Source organism: Acidovorax delafieldii 2AN (genome assembly GCF_000175235.1).
GTDB lineage: Bacteria > Pseudomonadota > Gammaproteobacteria > Burkholderiales > Burkholderiaceae_C > Acidovorax > Acidovorax delafieldii_B.
Genome location: NZ_ACQT01000398.1, coordinates 1 through 2,245, shown reverse-complemented (window position 1 = coordinate 2,245; position 2,245 = coordinate 1). Strand labels below are relative to the sequence as shown.

The 2,245-nt window shown below is 69.3% G+C and carries 2 protein-coding genes and 2 pseudogenes; all 4 read left to right on the top strand.

The features are described from left to right. A pseudogene (locus ACDELDRAFT_RS21545) lies at positions 1–236 on the top strand (ABC transporter ATP-binding protein); the annotation flags it as partial. Positions 237–273: 37 nt separating this feature from the next. Then, positions 274–843 (top strand): cob(I)yrinic acid a,c-diamide adenosyltransferase, encoded by a 570-nt coding sequence (gene cobO / locus ACDELDRAFT_RS21540; RefSeq protein WP_005800521.1) that lies wholly within the window; start codon positions 274–276, stop codon positions 841–843. A gap of 4 nt (positions 844–847) precedes the next feature. Further along, positions 848–1,557: pseudogene (gene bluB, locus ACDELDRAFT_RS21535) on the top strand (5,6-dimethylbenzimidazole synthase). Positions 1,558–1,588: 31 nt separating this feature from the next. Then, positions 1,589–2,245, top strand: a 657-nt coding sequence (locus tag ACDELDRAFT_RS21530; protein ID WP_005800516.1) for a CobD/CbiB family cobalamin biosynthesis protein, incomplete at its 3' end; no start/stop codon positions are given.

The window sequence follows — 2,245 nt, the reverse complement described above, 5'->3', positions numbered from 1 at the left end:
TGCTGGTGCGCGCCCTGGTGGCGCAGGGCCAGACCGTGGTCAGCGTGCTGCACGAGGTTTCGCTGGCGCTGCAGGCCGACGACATGGTGGTGATGGCGGCGGGCCGTGCGCTGCACCACGGCGCCTGCGGTGACGCCGCCACCCACGCCGCGCTGGAGCAGGTGTTCGACCACCGCATCCATGTGCGGCAGCTCGAGGGCATGTGGATGGCGCTGCCCCGGTTGCAGGCCCCCTGACGCCCCATCTTCCTTTTCCTGTTGAAAGACCCATTCCATGCAGATTGAAGCCGCACCCACCGAGAAACGCTACGAAAAAGCCGAGGGCGAGCGCCGGGGCCTGGTCATCGTCAACACCGGCGACGGCAAGGGCAAGAGCACAGCAGCCTTCGGCCTCGCGCTGCGTGCCCACGGCCGCGGCAAGGCCGTGAAGATCTACCAGTTCATGAAGGTGCCCTCGGCCCGTTTTGGCGAGCACCGCATGTTCGAGCAGATCGGTCTGCCCATCGAGGGACTGGGCGACGGCTTCAGCTGGAAAAGCCAGGATCTGGAACATTCCGCGCAACTGGCCCGCGATGGCTGGGAGAAGGCGCGCGCCGCCATCCTCTCGGGGGCGTATTTCATGGTGGTGCTTGACGAAATCACCTACCCGCTGATCTACGGCTGGCTGCCGCTCGAAGGTGTGCTGCAGACCCTGCGCGAGCGCCCCCGCGACGTGCACGTGGTGCTCACGGGCCGCCGCTGCCCCGAAGAGATCATCGAACTGGCCGACACCGTGACCGAGATGAAGATGGTCAAGCACGCGTTCAAGGCCGGTGTGCCCGCGCAGCGCGGCATCGAGGACTGAGGGCATGGTGCAGCAGGGCGCGGGCAGCGTGGACCCGTCTTCCCAGGCCTTTGCACGCGGCGATGCCCGGGCTGTGTACCGGGCGATCCTTGAGCGGCGCGACATGCGCCACTTCGCCGGTGGCCCAGTAGTAGGCGACACGCTGCGCCGTTTGCCGCTAGCCGCGCACCATGCACCAGCGGGGGGGGGGGCATGCGGCCCTGGCGCCCTGTGCGCGTGACCGACATCGCATTGCGCCAGCCACTGAACGGGCTGGTCGAGGAGGTGCGGGTGCTCACGGCCCGCGCCCCGGGGGAGCGCGGGGACGCGTTCATGTGCCTGAAGGTGCAGGGCCTGCTCGCTGCCGCCGAGGTGCTGGCGGTGTCGCTGGCCGACAGCCACGAAAAGCACACCTTCGGCCGACCGCGCGCTGCCGCGGATGGACCTGGCATCGGCCGCCTGCGCCATTCAGAACCTGTGGCGGCCGGCGCGATTCGGGGGCCCGGGCATGGGCGGGGTCCCGCTGTCCGACCCCGCCGCCGGGGCCCGCGTGCTGCAATTGCCCACGGGGCCAAGCCCATCGCCTTGCTGTGCCTGGGGTCGGTGGCGCAGTTCTATGCCGAGCCCCTGTGGGCCGAGGCGGGCTGGGCCCGCCGCCAGCCGCTGGAAATGCCGGTGTTCGACAATGCCTGGGGCCAGGCCAACAGCCTGTTTCCGGGAGAATCGACGCGATGAATCTTGACGCAGTGGCAGGGGGGGCGAATCCATGTGGGTGGCGCTGTCGGGCGCGGCCGCCTTGCTGCTGGCCGTCGTGCTCGACCGTCTGGCCGGAGAGCCGCCCGAGCGCGTGCACCCCGTGGTGTGCATGGGGCAGGTGCTGCGCTGGTGGGGCGACCGACTGGCCCCCGTGGCGCCCCGGGCGGACGATTGGAAGTGTTTTTGGTCTGCAGCGCTTGTCTGGTGTGCGCTTGCTGCTATGGTTTTTGCTATTTTCTGGGGTATGCAGTGGGCGGCGCTGCAGCTGCACTGGCTGCTGGCGACCACCTTGCTGGCGTTGCTGCTCAAGCCGCTGTTCGCGTGGCGCATGCTCTGCGACGAAGTGCTGGCCGTGGAAGAAGCACTGGCCCGATCGCTGCCCGAGGGGCGCGAACGCCTGGCGCGCCTGGTGAGCCGCGACGTGGCGCAGCTCAACGCCCTGCAGGTGCGCGAGTCGGCCATCGAGTCGCTGGCCGAGAATCTCAACGACTCGGTGGTGGCGCCGCTGTTCTGGTTTGCGCTGCTGGGTTTGCCGGGTGCGGCGCTGTACCGTTTCGCCAACACGGCCGATGCCATGTGGGGCTACCCAGGCATGCGCGGCGGGCGCTACTGGCAATGGGCGGGCAAATGGGCGGCGCGCGCGGACGACGTGCTGTCGTGGCTGCCG

What these genes read in the sequence shown, in the direction of transcription:
- cobO (WP_005800521.1), top strand. Translation starts at nt 274, where the DNA reads ATGCAGATTGAAGCCGCACCCACCGAGAAACGCTACGAAAAAGCCGAG.